The sequence below is a fragment of the Tenacibaculum skagerrakense genome (assembly GCF_004345825.1).
Taxonomy (GTDB): domain Bacteria; phylum Bacteroidota; class Bacteroidia; order Flavobacteriales; family Flavobacteriaceae; genus Polaribacter; species Polaribacter skagerrakensis.
Genome location: NZ_SLXM01000010.1, coordinates 60308 through 82004 on the forward strand (window position 1 = coordinate 60308; position 21697 = coordinate 82004).

General features: G+C 30.0%; 15 protein-coding genes. 4 read left to right on the forward strand and 11 right to left on the reverse strand.

The window, feature by feature from the left end; translation table 11 throughout:
• On the forward strand, window positions 1-1065 hold the full coding sequence (rfbB, locus tag EV195_RS14635; protein ID WP_132795715.1) for a dTDP-glucose 4,6-dehydratase: 1065 nt from the start codon (window positions 1-3) through the stop codon (window positions 1063-1065).
• 47 nt (window positions 1066-1112) lie between these two features.
• On the opposite strand, the gene EV195_RS14640 is transcribed toward rfbB, so the two are convergent.
• From EV195_RS14640 to porU, 6 genes are all read right to left on the reverse strand, one after another.
• Complete coding sequence (locus EV195_RS14640) at window positions 1113-2990, reverse strand: amino acid ABC transporter substrate-binding protein (protein WP_132795716.1); 1878 nt, start codon at window positions 2988-2990, stop codon at window positions 1113-1115.
• 34 nt (window positions 2991-3024) lie between these two features.
• Complete coding sequence (guaA, locus tag EV195_RS14645; RefSeq protein ID WP_132795717.1) at window positions 3025-4560, reverse strand: glutamine-hydrolyzing GMP synthase; 1536 nt, start codon at window positions 4558-4560, stop codon at window positions 3025-3027.
• Window positions 4561-4609: 49 nt separating this feature from the next.
• Window positions 4610-5671 (reverse strand): 3-oxoacyl-ACP synthase III family protein, encoded by a 1062-nt coding sequence (locus EV195_RS14650; protein WP_132795718.1) that lies wholly within the window; start codon window positions 5669-5671, stop codon window positions 4610-4612.
• Between the two features lie 227 nt (window positions 5672-5898).
• Window positions 5899-6381 (reverse strand): cytidine deaminase, encoded by a 483-nt coding sequence (gene cdd, locus EV195_RS14655; RefSeq protein ID WP_132795719.1) that lies wholly within the window; start codon window positions 6379-6381, stop codon window positions 5899-5901.
• Between the two features lie 74 nt (window positions 6382-6455).
• Window positions 6456-7553: a type IX secretion system outer membrane channel protein PorV gene (gene porV / locus EV195_RS14660; protein WP_132795720.1), complete on the reverse strand. Its 1098-nt coding sequence runs from the start codon at window positions 7551-7553 to the stop codon at window positions 6456-6458.
• 39 nt (window positions 7554-7592) lie between these two features.
• Complete coding sequence (porU, locus tag EV195_RS14665) at window positions 7593-10973, reverse strand: type IX secretion system sortase PorU (protein ID WP_132795721.1); 3381 nt, start codon at window positions 10971-10973, stop codon at window positions 7593-7595.
• A 186-nt stretch (window positions 10974-11159) separates the two neighbouring features.
• Between porU and gldJ the strand changes: the two genes are divergently transcribed.
• Window positions 11160-12866 carry a gliding motility lipoprotein GldJ gene (gldJ, locus tag EV195_RS14670; protein ID WP_132795722.1) on the forward strand — a complete coding sequence of 569 codons (1707 nt, stop codon included), beginning with the start codon at window positions 11160-11162 and terminating at the stop codon, window positions 12864-12866.
• An 83-nt stretch (window positions 12867-12949) separates the two neighbouring features.
• The gene (locus EV195_RS14675) at window positions 12950-14212 is read left to right on the forward strand and encodes a UDP-N-acetylmuramoyl-tripeptide--D-alanyl-D-alanine ligase (protein ID WP_132795723.1); all 1263 of its coding nucleotides are present in this window, start codon (window positions 12950-12952) and stop codon (window positions 14210-14212) included.
• On the opposite strand, the gene EV195_RS14680 is transcribed toward EV195_RS14675, so the two are convergent.
• A complete protein-coding gene (locus EV195_RS14680; protein WP_132795724.1) occupies window positions 14205-15056 on the reverse strand; it encodes an N-acetylglucosamine kinase in 852 nt (283 codons plus the stop codon). The two genes, EV195_RS14675 and EV195_RS14680, sit on opposite strands and share 8 nt — an antisense overlap.
• Window positions 15057-15198: 142 nt before the next feature.
• Here EV195_RS14680 and EV195_RS14685 point away from each other — a divergent pair, with 142 nt between their 5' ends.
• Window positions 15199-15942: a tyrosine-protein phosphatase gene (locus EV195_RS14685; protein ID WP_317128233.1), complete on the forward strand. Its 744-nt coding sequence runs from the start codon at window positions 15199-15201 to the stop codon at window positions 15940-15942.
• A 35-nt stretch (window positions 15943-15977) separates the two neighbouring features.
• Here EV195_RS14685 and EV195_RS14690 read toward each other — a convergent pair whose 3' ends face one another.
• Genes EV195_RS14690 through EV195_RS14705 form a run of 4 tightly spaced genes read right to left on the reverse strand, consistent with a single transcriptional unit; the run spans window position 15978 to window position 21673 of the window.
• The gene (locus EV195_RS14690) at window positions 15978-18389 is read right to left on the reverse strand and encodes a GumC family protein (RefSeq protein WP_132795725.1); all 2412 of its coding nucleotides are present in this window, start codon (window positions 18387-18389) and stop codon (window positions 15978-15980) included.
• 10 nt (window positions 18390-18399) lie between these two features.
• Window positions 18400-19170, reverse strand: a complete 771-nt coding sequence (locus EV195_RS14695; protein ID WP_132795726.1) for a polysaccharide biosynthesis/export family protein — start codon at window positions 19168-19170, stop codon at window positions 18400-18402.
• A gap of 28 nt (window positions 19171-19198) precedes the next feature.
• Window positions 19199-21100 (reverse strand): polysaccharide biosynthesis protein, encoded by a 1902-nt coding sequence (locus tag EV195_RS14700; protein ID WP_132795727.1) that lies wholly within the window; start codon window positions 21098-21100, stop codon window positions 19199-19201.
• 57 nt (window positions 21101-21157) lie between these two features.
• A complete protein-coding gene (locus tag EV195_RS14705) occupies window positions 21158-21673 on the reverse strand; it encodes a DUF2892 domain-containing protein (protein ID WP_132795728.1) in 516 nt (171 codons plus the stop codon).
• Window positions 21674-21697 lie beyond the last annotated feature (24 nt).

Consider the following 21697-nt stretch of genomic DNA (forward strand, 5'->3'; position numbering starts at 1 on the left):
ATTATGGAAAATATTTTAATAACTGGAGGTGCTGGTTTTATCGGTTCACATGTAGTTCGATTATTTGTTAAGAAGTATCCTAATAAAAATATTATCAATCTAGATGCTTTAACCTATGCAGGTAATTTGGAAAATCTAAAAGATATAGAAGGAGAAAAGAATTATACATTTGAAAAAGCTGATATCTGCGAACTAGAACATATTAATTTCTTATTTAAAAAGTATGCGATTGACAGTGTTATTCATTTAGCAGCAGAATCTCATGTAGATCGTTCTATTAAAGATCCTTTAGCATTTGCACGGACTAATGTTATGGGAACTCTAAATTTATTACAAGCTGCTAAAGATAACTGGGGAGATGATTTTACAAATAAATTATTTTACCATATTTCAACGGATGAGGTTTATGGCAGTCTAGATGATAAAGGGTTTTTTACTGAAAATTCACCTTATGATCCTCACTCTCCTTATTCGGCTTCTAAAGCGTCATCAGATCATTTTGTAAGGTCTTTTTATGACACGTACCAGTTGCCTGTAATAATTTCGAATTGTTCAAATAATTATGGTTCGTATCAATTTCCTGAGAAACTAATACCATTATTTATTAATAATATTTGTAATAAAAAGCAGCTTCCAGTTTATGGAAATGGAGAAAATGTTAGAGATTGGTTATTTGTTGAAGATCATGCTAGGGCAATAGATATAATTTTTCATAACGGTAATATAGGTGATACTTATAATATTGGCGGGTTTAATGAATGGAAAAATATAGATTTAATAAAGGTGTTAATAAAGACTGTTGATAAAGTATTGGGAAACCCTGTTGGCACATCTGATAAACTAATAAACTTTGTGAAAGACAGAAAAGGACATGATTATAGGTATGCAATTGATTCAACTAAATTAAAAGAAGAATTAGGATGGGAACCTTCATTACAATTTGAAGAAGGTATTGAAAAGACTGTAAAATGGTACCTAGAAAATCAAGATTGGGTAAAAAACGTGACAAGTGGTGACTACCAAAACTATTATAAAGAAATGTATGAAAATAAAAATCCGATATAACTAACTTTACTATATCGGATTTCTTATTTTTTTATTGATTGTAAGAACTACTTCAAACGCTCTAAGGTTAAGTCCTTTGTGTATCTTACAATAAATAATCCTCTGTTATTTGTTGTACCTAGGAACTTTTTCTTAAAATCAAATTTGTTTACTAGTCGCATAGATATACCTTCTTTATAAGTATCTATTAAATCTTCACCAGAAGCCATTCTAATTAATACATCATAAGTTAAATCAAAACCTCGAATAGCATATTCAGAAGGAATATCTTTATTTTTAGAATTATATTTTTTAATAAAACTCTTTAGATTTTTATCATTTTCATCGTAAAAGTTATCAGTAACATACGTGAAGTCAATTCTAGCTAACGTGTTGTTATTGATGTCGTTATATGCAGGTGCTTTGTCAATAGTAAAAACTTGAGCAGTTACATCTTCAGGTAATACAACCATGCTATTAATTGCATCGGCTATATATGATTTTTCATCGGAAGTGAGAATTACCCAGTTATGAACATTAGGCTTCATTTTTTCAGTAAAACGTTCTTTTTTAATAAAGCCATCTTCTGGTTTTAATGTGTAAATATGTTTTATTGAATCATTTTTCTTAAACTGTTTTTCAAGAAACTCTAATTGTTCGTCCGATTGCTTTTGTCCATCACTAACAATAAATATAGTTTCTCCTTTGTAAATTTCATTTAAATACTCAACTAAAAAAGCACTATGAGTCTTTTTATCTGGAGCAGATTTAATTACGTTAGAAGAAGAAAATTCGTCTTGACTTTTTGAAAAGTGTGGAAAAACAACAGCGTTCTTAGCCTTGTCAGCCACTCTTTCAACTTGATCAGAATAAAAAGGACCAATTATAACATCACTCTCTTGAAGTTTATCTTCATCGATAATTCTTTCAATTAAACTTCCTCTGTTTCCAGTATCAAAAACTGAAACATCAACTTGGATTCCCATGCTAGTAATTGAGTCCAAAGCCATTTCTGCTCCCATGTAAAAGTCCGTTACCATGTTCGCTACTCTAGCGCTACCTCCAGATTTTAAAACATCAAAAATATCTTCTTCTGGAAGACTATCAAGTTCTTTTGCTTTAAACGGTAATAAGAAAGTAAGTTTTATAGGTTCTGAAATAGCAATTGTATCTAAATACATAGTTGAGCTATCAGAAGTTAGTTTCTCTTCAATTGGTCGAATTCTTAAAACCTGACCTATAGTTAATGAATTATCAGCAATTTCTGGGAACTCAGGGTTTAAATCAATAAGTTCTTGTTTGCTAATATTGTAAAAACGAGTTAAACTATAAACTGTTTCCTTAGGTTGTACGGTATGAGTAACATGATTTTTTAAGTCTTCTTCTCTAGAAATATATACCACCTTTTTCTCAGCTACTTTAACTTTTAATTCTTGTCCAACACTTAATAAATTATCCTTAATCTTGGGAAACTCAGGGTTTAACTTAATTAGTTCATCCTTAGTGATATTGTAAGTTTTAGTCAAGCGATACACAGTTTCACCTGGTTGTACTGTATGAAACTTATAAGTATATATAGTTCTTACAATTTGAGTAGAGTCAGGAACTTCTTTAACTTTATCTACATCAGTTGTGTCTGGAATTTCTTGATCAGTTTCGGTTTCAGTTACCACCTCCTTATCTTTTCCTTTATCTGTTTTTTGAATTATAGGAAGTGTTTTCTTAAATTCTGGATTTGGTATAATGATAGTACTATTAACAGTAGGATTATCTCCAACATCAGGATTTAATCTTTCTAAATCTTCAGTTTTAACATTAACTTTCTTAGCGATGTCTTTCAAAGTTTCACCCTCTTGTACTTTATAAGAGATATACCTTTTTTGTTGACTACAAGAAACCAAAAGTGCTAAGACACATGTAATAGCCCAAAATTTTATTTTATTCATATAACTTTTTTTAAACCAAAAATGAGACCAATTTTTATTCCCATTCTATTGTTGCTGGAGGTTTAGAGCTGATATCATAAACGACTCTATTTACTCCTTTAACATTGTTTATTATTTTATTAGATGTTTTTTGTAAAAATTCATAAGGTAAATTTACCCAATCAGCAGTCATACCATCGGTACTTTCAACTGCTCTTAGTGCAACTACCTTTTCATATGTACGTTCATCTCCCATAACTCCAACAGAATTAACAGGTAATAAAATTGCGCCTGCTTGCCAAACGTTGTCGTACAATCCATTTTCTTTCAATCCGTCTATGAAAATAGCATCCACTTCCTGCAAAATACGAACTTTTTCTGAAGTGATATCTCCTAAAATTCGAATTGCTAATCCTGGTCCAGGGAAGGGATGTCTACCTAATAACTCTTTGTCAATTCCCATCGATGCTCCTACACGTCTAACTTCATCTTTAAAAATCATACGTAAAGGCTCTACAACTTTCAATTTCATAAAATCTGGTAAACCACCTACGTTATGATGACTTTTAATTGTTGCTGACGGACCACCATTTACTGAAACTGATTCAATTACATCAGGATAAATAGTTCCTTGTGCTAACCATTTTGCATTTTCAACCTTGTTAGCTTCATCGTCAAAAACCTCAATAAAAACTCTTCCAATTGTTTTTCTTTTAGTTTCAGGATCACTAATACCAGCTAAGGCAGATAAAAAACGTTCAGATGCATCTACACCTTTAACGTTTAATCCCATTCCTTCGTATTGCTTAAGTACATTTTCATACTCATTTTTTCTTAGAAGGCCATTATTTACAAAAATACAGTGTAAGTTTTTACCTATTGCTTTGTGAAGTAAAACTCCAGCTACAGTTGAATCTACCCCTCCTGATAAACCTAAAATTACTTTATCATCTCCTATTTTTTCTTTTAAATCACTCACTGTTGATTCAACAAAAGAATTTGGTGTCCAGTTTTGTTCTAATCCAGCTATATCAACTAAGAAGTTTTGCAATAATTGAGTTCCATCAGTTGAATGATAAACTTCTGGGTGGAATTGAATTGCGTATGTCGTTTCCCCATCAATTTTATAAGCAGCATTTTCGACATCGTGTGTGCTAGCTAATAAAATTCCGTTTTCTGGTAAGTTTTTTATAGTATCTGAGTGGCTCATCCAAACTTGGCTACCAGTTGTTATATTTTTAAAGAAAACTTCATCTTGTTGGACAAATGAAAGGTTAGCTCTTCCATACTCTCGAGTATTTGAAGGAGCTACTAAACCACCAGAGAAATGAGCTAAATATTGAGCTCCATAACACACAGCAAGTAGTGGTTTTTTTCCTCTAATGTTTGACAAATCAGGATGAGGTGCTTCTTCTGATCTAACAGAATAAGGACTACCTGATAAAATCACTGCCTTAAAGTTGTCTATGTTTTCTGGAATCTTATTGAAAGGATGAATCTCACAATAAATATTTAATTCTCTAACGCGGCGAGCAATTAACTGAGTGTATTGCGAACCGAAATCTAAAATAAGTACGTTGTGTTGTTGCATCCGCAAAAATAATAGTTTGATTTTATTTTTGCTTGTATTTTTTTAGAATTTAATAACGATAAACAATTGCATTAATATTCATACCTGCTCCAACTGATGCTAAGATAATTACATCTCCTTTTTCAACAGTATGATTTTCAATTTTATTATTTAAAACTAAATCTAACAATGTTGGCACCGTAGCTACAGAACTGTTTCCTAGTTTATGAATACTCATTGGCATAATAAATTCCGGAACAGGTTTTTTATAAAGTCTGTAAAAGCGTTTGATAATTGCTTCATCCATTTTTTCATTTGCTTGATGGATAAAAACTTTTTTAACTTCAGAAATATCAACATTACTTTTATCTAACGCTATTTTCATAGCATTTGGAACATGATTTAAAGCGAATTCATATATTTTTCGTCCATACATTTTAATATAGCGAACATTTGGATCTTCATTTTTATCATAAGAATTTCCAAAATATAAATGAAAAGCTTCTTTTTTTGCAAAAGTTTGTGAAGCATGACTCAAAATTCCGCTTTCAGTATCTTCAGAAGCTTGAACAATACAAGCACCAGCTCCATCACTATAAATCATAGAATCTCTATCGTGTTTGTCAATAACTCTAGATAAAGTCTCTGAACCAATTACTAATACTGTTTTTGCTATTTCAGCTTTTATAAACGCTTTTGCTTGAATTACACCTTCAACCCAACCCGGACATCCGAATAAAATGTCGTAAGCAACGCAATTCGGATTTTCAATTTTTAATAAGTGCTTAACTCTAGTAGCCAAACTAGGTAGAATATCACTTTGTATAGCATCACTTTTTACATCTCCAAAATTATGAGCAAAAATTATATAATCTATAGTTTCGGAATCAATTCCTGCGTTTTCAATAGCTTTTTCAGCAGCTAAATAACCCAAATCAGATGCGTTAAAATGATTTTCAGCATACCGGCGTTCTTCAATACCAGTTATTGTTTTAAACTTTTGAATAATTACAGTATTGTTTGAATCAAAAGAAGATCCATCGGCATTTAAAAAACGATTGCCGTTAAATTGCTTGTTTTCCTTTTTGATGGTTGGAATGTAGCTACCAGTTCCTGTAATTATTGCTGTCATATTTATAACTATTAGGGCTTACTATAACAACAAATTAACAGGATTTAGTGTGTATAACCAATTAATTGTCAAAAGTATATTTTATTTTTATGAATTTCTAAATTTAAGATATTTTAAATTGTGTTATCCTTAAAAAATAAACATGAATATTATTAATAATTAATCTAAAACCTTTTAGTAAATGTGTTTTTTGCAATAAAAAACTTAAAATACTGAAAAAGTATAATTTAAAGGTATGAGCTGTCAAATGAAAAAGGTAGGAGAGAAGCTAAAGAGCTAACTTTAATAATTTTACCAGTTTCTCCCATAAAAATTATTTCAATAGGTTCTTTTTGGTTGAATTCATACTCATATAGTGCTTGTCTACATGCGCCACAAGGACCAACTGGATTTTTAACTTCTACTTCAGATGAAGCTGCTGTAATAGCTATTTTTTTAACAACCATATTTGGATACAAAGCTCCTGCGCTCCAAATAGCTACTCGTTCAGCACACATACCTGATGGATAAGCAGCGTTCTCTTGATTGTTTCCAGTTATAATTTTACCATTATCTAACAATAATGCTGCACCTACTTTAAATTTAGAGTATGGAGCATAGGCATTATTTCTTGCTATAATAGCTTCATTCATTAATTCTTGTTCATCTGAAGTTAACTCAGAAACAAGATCATACATTTTCGCTTTTAAAGAAAAATCGATTTCTTTCATAAATTTTAAAGTCAAAAAAAGCAGTCATGTCGACTGCTCTTCTATATTTTATACTAATATACTAAAAAACAATATTAATAATCTTCATAAATTTCTCCGATGTCAAAAGATAAAGAAAAACGTAATGTGTTTTCTAATGGGTTGTTAACATCAGATGTATTTACTAAATATGATAAGTCTACAGAAAAAGCTTGGGCTGTAAAACCAGCACCTAGTGTAAAGAATTTTCTATTTCCTTTTGTTTCACTTTCATTAAAATAACCAGCTCTTACAGCAAATGCGTTATTATATAAATATTCAGCACCTAAAGACCAGTTAACTTCTCTTAATTCTTCACTAAAAGGTCTATCTCCTAAAGAAGTAAACATTCCTTCAAACCATCCACGAGATGAAAGAGAACCACTTGATGGTACTAATAGTTTTCTAAATTCAAGATTTACACCTAAAGTGTTATAATCATCAAAGATGAAGTCAAATCCACCTCCTAATTTTCCAATTGTAGGAATAAAGTTTTCTTCACCAGGAGTATATTCAACTTTTGGTCCAATGTTAGCCACATTAACACCAATACGGTAGCGACCATTAAAAGTTCCATAATTTTCTTCGTCAGATTGATAATAAGCAGAAATATCTACAGCAAATGAATTTACAGCTTCTAAAGAGTTATTATCTACATCAAGATTTGAGTTAATATATTTTAAACCAACACCCATAGAAAACTTTTCACTTAATTTTAAAGAGTAATATCCTGATAAAGCAAATTCACTTGGATTAATGCTACCAGTACTGTTTCCACTGTTATCTGTTAAGTCAATTCTACCTAATGAGAAAAATTTTAAATCTGCTCCCCAAGCACTATTTTCACTAAATCTATTTACAACAGAAAAATTACCTGCAAAAATATCATCTGTTAAGTTTCGTAACCATGGTACATAACTTACTCCTACACTTAATTTACTTTTGTTAAAAGCAATTTTTGCAGCGTTGTGGAATAAAGCATAAGCATCTGAAGATGTTGCTACACCTATTTCTCCCATACCACCAGCTCTTGCATCGGTACTAATTTGAAGAAAAGGAACAGAGGTAGTAATTGCTCCCTCATTAATTTGAGCTCTTGTAGTTAGAGCTAAGAAGTTAATTAATAGTAGCGTTAATAGTGTTGATTTTTTCATTTTTAAATTTAACATTGTTTTGGCAAATATATAATTTTATTATAGTATAACCAGTTTCTCATATTTTTCTGCGGAAAGGTTGCTTACTGTAGATCTGACTTTTAGTTTGTATAAGTAAACGCCTTTACCAATTTTATTACCAAAATCGTCTAATCCATTCCAATTTATACTTCTAGATAATCCCCCAGTAGTTTGAACGGTTTGGTTTATAGTTTTAACGAGTTTACCTGAAATTGTAAAAACTTGAACTTGAACTTCTAAAGATTCATTTGGTTTGTTGTGATTGAACCAAAACTCAGTATAGTTAGTGAAAGGATTTGGATAATTCAGTACATTTTCTAAAACCAGTTTAGCATCGCTCACAACCTCAAAGGTTAACGTAGCTTCAGATGAATTATTATATGTATCCCATGCTTTTATTTTTATTGTATGTGTTCCTACAGATAAATCTCTAAGTTGGTAGTTTACAGTTCCTTTAGTAAAGTCGTCAAGATCCGTTTCATAAAAGTCATTAAGAATAATAGGTTCCGATTGATTGTCGTCTAAAATAGCAACAATATCATGATCAACAGCCGTTATGGATGTGTTAATTCCACTTATGTCGGATAGTTTTATGATTAAATTAGGAGAGGTATTTGTGGTTCCACCATCTATAAATGATTCGTCATTCATAAATGGTTGTATTTCCGGGCCAATAATATCTTCAGGAGCATTATTGTTAATTCCACCGACTATTACATCTAAATTAATTCCTGATTTATCAATTTCTTGATTTTCTGCATAAAAACTAACTTTTGCATTACCGTAAGTAATTTTAATGTCTTTAGGAACTATAAATTCGAAGCTAAAATTACCGTTTTGTACAGATGATTTCCCCCTAAAAATTTTACTTTCTTGAGAGTCAAAGGTGTTCACAATTCCAAAACCATCATTGTCTAAAGTAGTTTTATCAATTGGTTTATCAAAAATGGTGGTGAACACAGTACCATTAAAATTATTTAGCGGAGTTCCTGAGTTGTCGGTAACAATACCATCTATTTTAATTCTTGATAATGCCTTTAAAGTATCCACAGGCTGTGTTATTGGAACATCATTAATCCTGCTAATTCGAACGTCAGGTTTTGGAATGGCTAATTTCATAGCTGGATCTCCAAAATAATAAATGAAAAAACGCTGACTACTCGTAGTTTCATTTTTTGTTTTTATTAAATTAGTTGAAATTGCATCATTAGCATTATCAAAGTCCAAAACATAAGCAGTTAAATCTTTATTGAAAGCTTCTCCAAGAGAAATAAAAATATCTCTAGTGGTGGTAATCATACTAACAGAACCTCCATTCGGATTTAAAAATAATTGTTCTCCAGCAGTATCTCTTAGAGGATTATCAAAACGAGAAAATTCACATGTAACAGTTATAAATAGAGGAAGAAAATTATTGTTAAAATCTTGTATTTGCGGAATTTCTAAAACACGTTCCGCAGCTAAACCATCTTCACCACCATGTCCGAAATAATCAAAAACCAGCGTTCCTTTTTCAATAGCATTAGTAATTGCATTTTTCACTAATGGATAACGTTCACCACCTGATGAATTTTCTTGTTTGAAAGCATCAGCATAAATTTTATTAACATTAAAAATAGGTTTGTATTTTTTAATACTATCTGCAACTTCTTCCAAACCAGATTGTAATGTGGCATCTGTAGAAACATCAATATCATCGGCAACTAAAGTAACAGTGTTTCTCCAATCTCCGAGAGAAGTAGCATTGTAGTATTTTAAAATTTTATTGACAACATTATTTGCCTGTTGAACAGTTGAAACTGGGATTCTACCTGAACTGATATCTATGTTATCATTACCTAACATTCTTCCATCTGCATCATCAATCATTACAAAGTAATCATCGGTAACATAAGAAGAGACTAAGTCAAAACTTTGTGTAGCATGAAATGTTGGTACAATATTATTATTCCCAGAGATTCGATCTTTATAATCGTAAGATGAATCACCAAAAAAACAAACATATTTAAGTTTGTTTGTAGATGAGTTGTCGTAAAGAAATTTTATAAAATCTCGTATTCCAGTAATGTCTGGACTACCAGATGAGAATTCATTATAAATTTCTGACAGCAATACAACTCTAGCATTGAGACCTGAATTGTTTTGATGGTAATCAGCTAATCTCTTAGCTTCATTAAATAAGTTTTGATTAGTAATAATCAAATAATCTATATTGACTAAAGAATGTAAGTTTTGATTTGTGACTGTTCTATCTTGAATTTGAATAGGATTGTAAAAATCATTTTCATTTACAACTACATATTCATTTAAATTGCCTCCATTCGCATTAAAAATAAAGTTAGCAGTTGAACCAGATTCATTTTCTACATTGGTTATATTAATTGGGTCAGCAACATTCCACACTTGAAATATATCTGAAGAATTTCCAATAGAATATTGAATGATACCTGTACTTTTTGCTTGTGCAAAACTTCTAAAACCAAATTGTTTTCCTGAGGAAATTAGATTTTTCTTTCCAGTTACCTCAATGTAATCTAAAAATGCTCTAGCGGATGGATTACCATTATTATTGTAATCTAATTGAATTGAAATGGAATTAGTACCATTGACCTGAGATATACTTTGTCCATATCTTGCTAATCCTGAAGAAGTAGAAGTAGAAACAGGAGGGAAACCTATGGTAGGAGTGTTGTTACCATTAACGGTTATATTCATATTAGAAGCAGTCGAAGATTGAGCTGCTGCCGTAACCTTAACATTTACTAACGAACCAGGTTGAGCATTTTCAAATGGGATTGTAAAATTTTGAGAACGATTAACTGAAAAATTTTCTCCAAACCACAATCTACCTACAGCTAATAAACTAACATCTTCTTTTTCATAAAAGATAAAATCATCGTAGGCATTAATTGTAGTTGTAGGAGTTCCACTTACTAAATTCTCATTATTAATTCTTTTGCCAGGCGTATCTCCAATAGTTATGAAATAATAAGCTTGATCTGAATAAATATTTTGAACGTGACTAGCAGTTTCATTTACAATATCCGTTGTCCAACTATGAGGTCCAATTCCATAAAAAAGAATATAATCATTACTATTAAAAGAACCGTCTTCGGCACCATTAATGTAAATAGCATTTTCTTGTAAATCAGAATATCTAAAGTCAGAAGCTAATTCAGGTAATGTTTTTCCGCCATTACCATATATTTTGATGTTATTAGGATTAATTGAATTGGTGTTGATTCCGAGATTTCTTAGAAAATTAGCATCTATTTTAAAAACTCCAGTAGTGTCGATTGCAAATTTATACCAAGTTCCAGAAGAAAGAACTGAATTGGTACTTTGACTACCACTGAAAAAACTTGTAAATAGGAATAAAAAAAATAGAAGTCTTTTCATAAATTCAAATAAGATAACGAAATGGTTATGACGTTAGTATATCTTTTTGCAAGATTACTTATAATAAAATGAAAAAGCAATCGTTAAGAAAGAGTATTTCATACATATAATAAAATTATTATATTTATATAATTGTATTCAATGATAAATGTTGTAAATTGCCGCACCCTAAAATTAAGTAAATACATGAAAAGTACATTTAAGTTATTTAGCTTACTAACTATCTCTATTGTCGTTCTATCTTCATGCCAAAGTTCATCAAGAGGATCAAGTTCTTCTTCTTTGACAGGTTGGAATTTTAACGATCCTAGCTATGGAAACTACCTTAAAGGAGAGTTTAAAGATAATACTGTACCACCAGGTATGGTATATATTGAAGGAGGAACTTATACAATGGGGTTAGTACAAGATGATGTGATGTTTGATTGGAATACTACTCCAAAACAAATGCATGTTCGTTCATTTTTTATGGATGAAGCAGAGGTTACAAACGCTGAATATGGTCTGTTTTTACAATATACCAAAGATGTTTTTCCTCCAGAAGATCCACAATTTAAACACATTTACCCATCAATTTTACCAGATACTTTAGTTTGGAGAAAAGGATTAGGTAATACAAATTTACTTTCGGAAAGTTATTTAAGACATCCGGCATATTCAGAGTATCCAGTAGTTGGGGTTACATGGTTACAAGCGAATGAGTACTGTAAATGGAGAACGAATGCTGTTAACTTAAAAATATTAATGGATAAAGGGGTAATTACTAATATTTTTAAAGAAGATTCGTTACAGTTTAGAGGGAAAAATAATTTTGATACTGATGTATATTTAGATCAACCATATGCTTTATTTGATGGTGATTCTACTATTTATAAAAAAGGAATTCCTGTGCCTAGAAAAAAAGGTGAACCAAAACCTGCTAAAGGAGAGTTTACAGGAAGACAAGTTACTTCTTCAGATGGTATTTTATCTCAGAAGTTTAGATTACCTACGGAAGTAGAGTGGGAATATGCAGCAAAAGCTATTTTTGAGAACAGAGAATATAATAATATTAGAGGTAGAAAAAAATATGCTTGGTCCGGAAAATATACTAGAAACAGATCAAATTCAAAAAGAGGAGATCAGTTAGCTAACTTTAAACAAGGTAAGGGTAATTATAGTGGTATTGCAGGATGGAGTAGTGATGGTGCAGATATTCCAAACGCTGTTAAAAGTTATCCACCGAATGCTTTTGGTTTATACGATATGTCTGGTAACGTTGCAGAATGGGTAGCAGATGTATATCGTCCAATAGTTGATGCTGAAGCTAACGACTTTAATTATTTTAGAGGTAATATTTTTACAAAGAAGTTAATTGACCAAGAAGGTAAGGTTGTAATCGTTGATGATAGCCAAGTTGAGTTAGATACTTTAGTAAATGGAAAAGTAATGCCAAAAGCTTTACCAGGTTCATTTAGATACATTCCGATTACTAAGGACGATACTTACATGAGAAGAAATTATTCTTTTGCAGACAACTCTGATTTGAATGATGGAGATCAAAAGTCGTCAAGATTTTTTAACTTAGAAGAAGATCAATTATCAGGTACACCTAGAATGTATAATTCACCAATTAGACCTGAAAGTGAAAGAGATTCTTTAGGTAATACTATTGTTAAATTAGAATACGATAAGAAAAATAGAACAACTTTAGTAAGTAATAAAACGAGAGTATATAAAGGAGGTTCTTGGGCAGACAGAGAGTATTGGTTAGATCCTGCTCAAAGAAGGTATTTCCCAGAATATATTTCTACCAATTATATCGGATTTAGATGTGCTACTGATAAAGTAGGTCCTATGGTTAGAAACGAAAAGAAAACAGCTACTCCTAGATATAATTATTCTAACAAATAAGATTAAAAATATTTATAAGTGTAATAATAAATACACATTAATAAAACCTCGCTGATTTCAGTGAGGTTTTTTATTTTTACTTCATGAATATAAAAGAACTTTACAAATTGTATAGTGCTAATTTTTTGGTTGATACTGATACTAGAAAAATTAGAAAAGGAACCATTTTTTTTGCTTTAAAAGGAGCTAATTTTAATGGGAATAAATTTGCTGAGGAGGCTTTAAAAAAAGGAGCAGCTTTTAGTATTGTAGATGAAGAAGAATATAAAACAAGTGATAGAATAGTGCTGGTTGATGATGTTTTAGAAACATTACAACAATTGGCTAATTATCATAGAAAACAGCTTGATATACCCATTATTGGTTTAACTGGTAGTAACGGTAAAACAACAACAAAAGAGTTGATAAATGCCGTTATATGTAAAAAGTATATTACAACAGCTACATCAGGCAATCTAAATAATCATATTGGAGTTCCATTGACAATATTATCTATGAATAGAGAAACAGAGATAGGAATTGTTGAAATGGGAGCAAATCATATAGGAGAGATTAAATTTCTATCTGAAATAGCTGAACCTTCTTTAGGATATATAACTAATTTTGGTAAAGCTCATTTAGAAGGGTTTGGTTCTGTTCAAGGAGTAATTGAAGGAAAATCAGAGTTGTATAACTTTATTAAGAACACAAATAATACATTAATTGTAAACCCTAATGATCCTATACAGATTGAAAAATCTATTAATACAAATCGAGTTTTATTTGAAAATACAATTGAATTTGTTGATGCAAATCCTTTCGTTAGAATCAAATATGATGATTTATTAATTCAAAGCAATTTATTAGGTGCTTATAACTTTAATAATATTGCTGCAGCTATTACCATTGGAGTATATTTTGATGTAGATAAAAAACGTATTAAAGAAGCAATAGAACATTATATACCAACAAATAATCGCTCTCAAATAGTTAAAAAAGGAACTAATGAAATTGTTTTAGATGCTTATAACGCAAACCCAACTAGTATGCAGGCTGCTTTAGAAAATTTTAATAACTATGATGCTGCTCGTAAAATGATAATTTTAGGAGACATGTTTGAACTAGGTAATGATAGTGCACATGAACATCAGAAAATTGCAGAATTAGCTGAAGGATTTTCATTTGCAGATATATTATTAGTTGGCGAAAATTTTAATAAAGTTCAAACGAATTCAGCTACTAAGTTTAAGCGTTTTGAAGACTTAAAATTATACTTAGAAACAAATCCTATTATAGCCAATACAACATTACTAATTAAAGGATCTAGAGGAATGGCATTAGAACGATGTTTGGATTATATTAGTTAATGTTTTTCTTATGAAATTCTAACAAATTATCTATAGGTCTCTGAATAATACCCGTAACAGATAAATTATGTTTATTAGCTACTTTTTCAAGAGTTTCTTTAAAATAGTAAGCTATAGAACCAATAAAGTAGATTGGAGTATCAGTATCTTTTTTATAAGGTAAGATTCTATATTTAAAAAACTCTTGAAATCCTTTTTTAATTAATTTCTTGATATATTTTTCATTCTTAAATTCAAACATGAATTTGGCAAATGAAGCGAGAAACATATTTGGATTTGGTTCTCTGTATAAATGCTGCTTAATATAATCAGCATCTAAATTAAATTCATTTTCAAATTTTTTAGAAATTGTTTTAGGCATTTTATTATAGTAGTAATCTCTAATTAAAAGCCTGCCAAAATAGTTACCGCTGGCTTCGTCCATTATAGAGTAACCTAAAGAAGCCGTTAGCATTTCTATTTCACTACCATTAAAATAACAACTATTAGATCCAGTACCTAAAATGCACACAATAGACGGAGTTGTCCCTGCGGCAGCATAAACAGCAGCAAGCATATCTTCAGCAATGTTAATTGTTGCGTTACTAAAAATGCTCTTCATTACATTGTGTAAAATTTGAACAGGTTTAGGAGTTCCACAACCAGCACCATAGAAGTGTATTTCTTCAACTTCATCTTTAACATTAATGAGTTGAAACATATTTATAATTCTGTTTCTTAATTCCTCTTCAGGAACAACTGCTGGATTTAGACCTAATGTTCTAGCTCTAAAAATTTCATTTTTATTCTTATCTAAGGCTATCCAATCGGCTTTAGTTGAACCTCCATCTGCTATTAAAATCATCTCATTAATTTATTGTGTTATTCAAATATATATTATCAATTCTTCTTATACAATAGCACACTAAAACTCAATCGTTTTCGAAGTAAAGAAAGTCGTTTTTTATTTAAAAAACTGTAATTTTGTTTGTTTAAATAGCTCGTATATGATGTTTTTATTCAAAGAAAAAATGATTTCTTTATCTGAAATTTTCAATGATACTTTTGTGGATATTCATTCACATTTGCTACCTGGAATAGATGATGGAGCCAAAAATATAGAGGATTCAATATCATTAATCTCAAAGATGTATTCTTATGGGATAAAAAACTTTATTACTACACCACACGTTTTAGGTGATGTATACCCTAATTCTACTCAAATCATTCTTGAAAAGCTAGATGAAGTTAAAAAAGCTTTATCTGATAAAGGTTATGCCGATATTACAATTAATGCAGCAGCAGAGTACATGATAGATGAGCAGTTTGTTGCTAGATTAGAAAAGGATGATATTTTGACGTTAAAGGATAATATGATTCTAGTCGAAATGTCTTATTTCAATGCACCCATAAATTTGTATGAAATTCTTTTTGAAATACAACTAAAAGGGTATAAGCCTGTATTGGCTCACCCAGAAAGATATAACTTTTATCATAACGATTTTCAAAATTATTATAAATTAAAGAAGGCAGGATGTCTTTTTCAGTTGAATTTATTATCGTTAACAGAACAGTATGGTACTAGTGTAAAAAAAACAGCGGAAAGACTTATAAAAGAAAATTTATATGATTTTGTTGGAACAGATACTCATCATAAGAATCATTTAAGATTATTAGAGAAAATTGGAACCAAAAAGACTAAAAATAAAATTTTAAATCTTGTTGAAAATAACAGTAAGTTTTATAAATAAAAAGAGGAACTCAATTGAGCTCCTCTTTTTATTTTTTATCCGAATAGTTTTTTGTACCAAGGTTTATCACCTTCTTCTTTTATATTACCATAACCATATCCGTATCCATAACCATATCCGTATCCATAACCTCTCTTCATATCAGTATCATTTAAAATAATAGCCATGTTTGGTAATTTATTCTCACGATATAGGGTGTCTGGAACAGAAAGTAATCTTTTATCTAAATAGTTAGCTCTACTAACATACAAGAAAACATCTGCATATTTAGAAATTAATAAAGTATCGGTAACTAAATTAACTGGAGCAGTATCAACTAAAATATAATCATACTGTTCTCTTAAAGTATTAAATAATTCATTAACTCTATCTGACATTAAAAGTTCGGCTGGATTAGGAGGGATTACACCTGATGCAATAATATCTAAATCCTTTAAAACAGGAACTTGAAACTTTAGAGAATCTATTGAAATATCAGTGTTTGTTATATAGTTTGTTATTCCTTTACGCTCAGGGATATTTAAATACTCAGTTACTTTAGGAGCACGTAAATCCATACCAACTAAAATTACTTTTTTACCTGAAAGGGCTAAAGTAGCAGATAAGTTTATTGATATAAACGACTTTCCCTCACCACTAGTCGTAGAAGTTATAAAAATAGTTTTTCCTTGTCCAGAGCTTTCATTGCCAGTTAGCATAAAATCAAGATTTGTTCTAACCAACCTGAATGCTTCAGCAGTACTCGATCGAGCGTCAACTCCAACAACAATTTTTTCTTTAGTTTCAGAATGAGGTATATCACCTATAAATGGAACTGAAGTCAAGTCTTGAATGTCTTTTTTAGTATGGACTTTAGTATCAAGTATATCACGAACATAAATTATGATAAATGGAATAATTAAACCAAGTATCATAGAAGCTAAAAATATTACCTTCTTTTTTGGTGATACAGGATCATCAGAGCCATAAGCCTTATCTATAATTTTTGCATTTGGCACAGTAACAGCTAATGAAATCGCTGTTTCCTCTTTTTTCTTTAATAAATAAGTATATAATCCCGCTATAATTTCTTGTTGTCTTGCTATATCTAAAAATTCTCTTTCTTTTGAAGGAATCGAAGATATTTTCGAATTGAATTTGTTAGCTTCTCTATTTAGATTGTTTACATTCAACTGTATTGATCTTTCTTGATTTTCAAGACTATTCTCAAGAGACTTTCTTAAACTATTGATATTTTCTTGAATTTCAACGATTACAGTATTTTTTTGTCCAGCGCTTTTTAATAACCTACGCTTCTTACTAAGTAATTCATTATATTCAGCTATAGACCGAGCAATATTCGGATCTTGTAATCCTAGATTTACAGGTAAAATACCTTCTGATTTAGCTAATTCTTTTCTTAAAGATTTAACAATGCTCAGTTGAATATTTGCCTCAATTAATTTTTCTTTATTTACCGTGCTAGTCTGAAGTATAAGTTGAGCTTCTGATTCAATATCAGTTACACTGTTGTTCTTTTTAAAATCTTTAACATTATCATCAACAATTGCTAATTCACTTCCAACATTTTCTAATCTTTCATTAATAAATTCAACTGTTTTTCTTGATACTTCACTCTTATCATTTTGTGCATCTAAGTTATATTGAAAAACTAGTTCGTCCAATACGTCTTCTGCTTTCTTTAGAACAGAAGATTGTAAAGAAAGTTTTATAACACTTGAATTTTTATTTATAGGAGCTATAACTACGCTACTAATTAGCCCGTTAATTATTACATCTTCAGGATATAAAGTAATAATGATTTTTTTACCTATATTTTCATTTAAGAAATTATTTGTTTTAGTTATAAATATTTCTTTTGGTGATAGAGAATTTAATTTATTCTCTTTTATAAAATCAAATTTTGCTCCAAAGGGAACATTTTTATGTAAAATACTACCTTCATCATCTAGAACATCGAACTCATTTTCGGATTGAATAATAATTGATAAAGTAATTGTTTTATCAATATTTTTTAAAAGCAAAGAGTCTGTATTGTTAAATAGGATAGGAGTAGAGTCGTAAACTTCAGAATTTTTTACTCTACCTTCTGATATATATTTTATATTTAGTTTTAATTTTTTTACAACATTTCCAATAATCCTTCTTGATTTCAGGATCTCTATTTCGTTGTCTGGATTATTGTTTGAACCTCCTCCAACAATTCCTAAATCTTTAAATGCTTCTAATTCAGCTGAAATTCCAGACTTTTTATTGTCCTTGATCATTATAGTAGCGGTAGCGCTGTATTTTGGAGAGCTATATCTAATATATAAATAACCTAAAGTCAGACTTAAAAATATACCGAGTATAAACCATTTCCAATGGATTAAATACTTTTCTAATTCTGCTCTAATATTAATGGTGTCGTGCTTTTCTATTTGTTGAGTGTTGAAAGTATTATTCATCAAAGAGGATTTATCTAGTTAAGACAGCAATCAAAGACACTATAATTGATCCAATAGAAACAAATAACCCAGTATTTCTATTAAATGCAGCATCTTGAGAAGAAGATCTATTTTGATCTACATAAACTAAGTCGTTCTGTTGTAAATAATAAACAGGAGATGTGAAAATTTTATTTGAACGTAGATCTACATCAAATTTTAATTTCTTTCCATCAATCTCTCTGAATACTTTAACGGTATTTCTTTTTCCTGTGATATTTAAATCACCAGCCAAACCTATAGCTTCCAATAACGTGATACGTTCATTCGGTATTGTATAAGTCCCTGGGTTTCTTACATCTCCTAATACTGTTACAGTATAATTTGCTATTCTTATATTAATTGTAGGATTTTTAACGTAATCAGGATCTAATTTACTTTTCAGCATAGAAATTGACTCTTCTCTAGTTAATCCCCCTATTTTTATTTTACCAATAACAGGAAAGTCTATGAACCCCTCATTATCAATTAAGTATGATTGTTGTTGAGGTGTTCCGACAGCTCTATCTGTAGTAGAAGCAAAACTAACAGCCGGTAGATTAAAAGATTTTACAGCTTCAAAATCAAGTGCTGAAATTGTAATTTGTAATAAATCGTCTGGTTTAAAAACAGTTTTATATGAATTTGATACATTAGCTTGTTCAATTATATCGTTTTGAAAGTAAGTAATATCTTTCTTTGACACACAAGAACTTAATGCAACCATTAAAACTATAAGAATGATTTTTTTTGCTTTTTGCATATTTGAATTTTTCGCGAAAGTAATCAATTTAATTGTTTTTTTTGCAATCTAATTCTTCATAAATTGAATTGTTAGATTTGTATTCTGGTACTATTTCTTTAATAAGTTTAACTGATAAACTATTGATGTTTTTTATGTTTTCAAAGCACAAAGACTCTATTTTGTCTTTTACTTGATTAACAGAAATCTTTTGATTTTTAGCTATCATAATTTTTTCATGATAAGTTGGAGTTGTATTTTCTCCATTAGCTAACAATTCTTCATATAACTTTTCACCTGGTCGTAAACCTGTTATTTCTATATCAATATCTTCAGGATATTTTAATCCTGATAAATGAATCATTCTTTTGGCTATGTCATATATTTTCACTGATTTACCCATGTCAAAAATATAAATCTCACCTCCATCTCCCATTGTGCCTGCTTCTAATACCAATTGACAAGCTTCAGGTATTGTCATGAAGTATCTTGTAATATCCTTATGAGTTACAGTTAAAGGGCCGCCTGATTCTATTTGTTTTTTAAATAATGGGATTACAGAGCCATTAGATCCTAATACATTACCAAAACGAGTAGTTGTAAATTTTGTTGTAGTGTTTAAGTTACTCAAACAAGAAATATACATTTCAGCAACACGTTTAGTTGCACCCATTACGTTTGTTGGATTTACTGCTTTGTCTGTAGAAACCATTACAAATCTCTCTACATTATATTTAACAGATAAATCCGCTATTGTTTTGGTGCCTCCAACATTAATCTTTATAGCTTCATATGGGCTTTCCTCCATCAAAGGAACGTGTTTGTATGCAGCAGCATGGTATACTTTATTTGGTTTAAATTCTTCAAAAACTGAATCCATTCTAAACTCATCCCGAACATCAGCCACAATTGCGGTAAAGTTCTTAATACCATTTCTTATGAGTTCTTGTTGTATTTCATATAATGGAGATTCTGCTTGATCAATTAATACTAGATGTTTATGATTGTAATTACTTATTTGTCTAGAAATTTCACTTCCAATAGAACCAGCAGCACCAGTAACCAAAATTACTTTATCATTAACATCTCTTTTTACAATAGGATTGTCAATAGAAATTGGTTTTCGATCTAATAAATCTTCGATCTTTACCTGTTTGATTTCATTAGCCTCAAAATCACCACCAATCCAGTTAGATAAAGGAGGAACAATTTTAGGTTTTACACCCAACTCCAATGTTTTATCAGTGAGGTATAATAATCTTTCGGATTTTATATTCTGTATTGAAAAAATAATTTCATCTACTTGTTTTTTTTCAATAAAATCTTTGTCAATTTCAGATCTACTATAAATTTTAACTCTATCTATTTTTTTTCCAACTTTAGTTTTATCATCGTCGATAAAACCAATTACTTCGTAATTGTTTTTTGTGTCTCTATTTAATGCACCATAGGTAATTAAACCGGATTCGCCAGCCCCATAAATCATGACGTTTGTAATCTCTTTTAATTCAGAAGAAATGATTTCATAGAAAGCTTTAAATATAAATCGACTTAAAATTAGAACAAATACAGTGATGAAATAATGTATAAGTATGATAGTTTTCGGAATGGTATGAGACGGAAAAATTTTATATACATTATTAATTGCAACAATGAATATTATACTCATAGAAGCGATTGTAACTCCAATAAATACATTGAAAGCATCTCTAGTTCCAGTATGTCTTATAATACCCCTATTAGAACCTACAAACCAAAAGCATACTAAAAAAATAAAGGAAATAAAAGGTATTTGATACGCTAAATCTTCAGTGTTAAAGTTTAAGGAAGCATTAAAACGTATTGTATAAGCTAGTATAAAAGACAATGCTACAAGTAAGGTGTCTATGAGCAACACAATCCAGTGTGAAGCGTGTCTATTTAATGCTTTTAAAAGAAAATTCCTAATCATTTTTCAGAGTCAAACTGGTCTAAAGATACAATAATATTGTTTAAAAGAAATTAGAGCTTAAATCTTCTTCATTTGCTGTTTTAGCATTTGAATTTGATCTTTTAACATACCATGTTTATCTAATTTTTTTGCTTCATTCATTAAAGTAGTAGCTTCTCTTTTTCTTCTTTTTGTCATAGCTATACCCGCTAACTGAAGTTTAGCCATAGCTAAATCATGATCCATCGATAATCCTAATTTTACGGCTTTTTTTAAAAATTTTTCAGCTTGTGTAATGTTCGTTTGAGAAAGCATAATTCCATGAAGATAATTATAATAACCTTGTTGTTTAGTTGTTAAAGCTCCTTCTGGATTTTTAATGTAAGCTAACCATTTTGTAGCTCCTTCAAAATTTTGTTTTCTTAATTGTAAAAATGCTAGTAAAATAAACTCGTTTTTAAAGTATAATAAAATAAAGATACCAGCTAAAAGTAAAATAGCAATTCCGTTACCTATATGTCCTTGAGAAAATTCATATACTGCCCAAATAGTTATTAAGACTGCTAAAATTAATTTTATATTTTTATTGAACATATTATTTTTTTAATTTGATTGGCA

Bases quoted from the DNA above. Each gene is read 5' to 3' on its own strand.
- cdd (WP_132795719.1), bottom strand. From the start codon at position 6,381: ATGAAAGAAATCGATTTTTCTTTAAAAGCGAAAATGTATGATCTTGTT.
- guaA (WP_132795717.1), bottom strand. From the start codon at position 4,560: ATGCAACAACACAACGTACTTATTTTAGATTTCGGTTCGCAATACACT.
- EV195_RS14705 (WP_132795728.1), bottom strand. From the start codon at position 21,673: ATGTTCAATAAAAATATAAAATTAATTTTAGCAGTCTTAATAACTATT.
- porU (WP_132795721.1), bottom strand. From the start codon at position 10,973: ATGAAAAGACTTCTATTTTTTTTATTCCTATTTACAAGTTTTTTCAGT.
- EV195_RS14680 (WP_132795724.1), bottom strand. From the start codon at position 15,056: ATGATTTTAATAGCAGATGGAGGTTCAACTAAAGCCGATTGGATAGCC.
- EV195_RS14675 (WP_132795723.1), top strand. From the start codon at position 12,950: ATGAATATAAAAGAACTTTACAAATTGTATAGTGCTAATTTTTTGGTT.
- EV195_RS14640 (WP_132795716.1), bottom strand. From the start codon at position 2,990: ATGAATAAAATAAAATTTTGGGCTATTACATGTGTCTTAGCACTTTTG.
- gldJ (WP_132795722.1), top strand. From the start codon at position 11,160: ATGAAAAGTACATTTAAGTTATTTAGCTTACTAACTATCTCTATTGTC.
- EV195_RS14650 (WP_132795718.1), bottom strand. From the start codon at position 5,671: ATGACAGCAATAATTACAGGAACTGGTAGCTACATTCCAACCATCAAA.
- EV195_RS14695 (WP_132795726.1), bottom strand. From the start codon at position 19,170: ATGCAAAAAGCAAAAAAAATCATTCTTATAGTTTTAATGGTTGCATTA.
- porV (WP_132795720.1), bottom strand. From the start codon at position 7,553: ATGAAAAAATCAACACTATTAACGCTACTATTAATTAACTTCTTAGCT.
- EV195_RS14685 (WP_317128233.1), top strand. From the start codon at position 15,199: ATGATGTTTTTATTCAAAGAAAAAATGATTTCTTTATCTGAAATTTTC.
- EV195_RS14700 (WP_132795727.1), bottom strand. From the start codon at position 21,100: ATGATTAGGAATTTTCTTTTAAAAGCATTAAATAGACACGCTTCACAC.
- EV195_RS14690 (WP_132795725.1), bottom strand. From the start codon at position 18,389: ATGAATAATACTTTCAACACTCAACAAATAGAAAAGCACGACACCATT.